1 pseudogene is annotated in these 648 nt (G+C 79.9%); it reads left to right on the forward strand.

Annotated features, from left to right (window positions below):
- Positions 1 to 648 (forward strand): annotated as a pseudogene (locus K6I33_RS35515) (DNA polymerase III subunit gamma and tau); the annotation flags it as partial.

The following is a 648-nucleotide window of genomic DNA, read 5'->3' on the forward strand; positions in this document are numbered from 1 at the left end:
GGCCCAGGCACCGGCTCCCGCCGCGAACGCTCCGCAAGCCGGCGCCTGGCCGACGACGGCCGCCGCCCCGCAGGAGAGCCAGGCGGGCTCCGCGCCCGGCGCCTGGCCCACCGCCTCCGCGCCCGGCTCGGGCCCGTCGGCGGGTGCGCCGCAAGCCGGTGCCTGGCCCACGGGCGCCGCTCCCGCGGCCCCCGCCGCGCCCGCTCCCGCTGCCGCCGCGCCCGCAGGCGCGCCTGCGGGCGCCCCGCAGGGCGACGCGAGCCAGGCCCGTCAGCTCTGGCCCAACATCCTGGAGGCGGTCAAGAACCGCCGTCGTTTCACGTGGATCCTGCTCAGCCAGAACGCCCAGGTCGCCGGCTGTGACGGCATCACGCTCCAGGTCGGCTTCTCCAACGCCGGCGCGCGCGACAGCTTCGCCAACAGCGGCAGCGAGGACGTCCTGCGGCAGGCCCTCGGCGACCTCGGCCTCCAGTGGAAGACCGAGCTGATCGTCGACCCCTCCGGCGGCGCCAACCCGCCCGGCGGCGGCTCCGGCGGCTCCGGCGGCTTCGGCGGTGCCGGTGGCGGCTACGGCGGCGGTGGCGGCTTCGGCGGTGGCTACGGGGGCGGCGCCCCCGCAGCCTCCCCGGCCCCCGCCTACGCCCGCCC

It is taken from the genome of Streptomyces sp. UNOB3_S3 (assembly GCF_020740895.1).
In the GTDB taxonomy this organism is placed as follows: domain Bacteria; phylum Actinomycetota; class Actinomycetes; order Streptomycetales; family Streptomycetaceae; genus Streptomyces.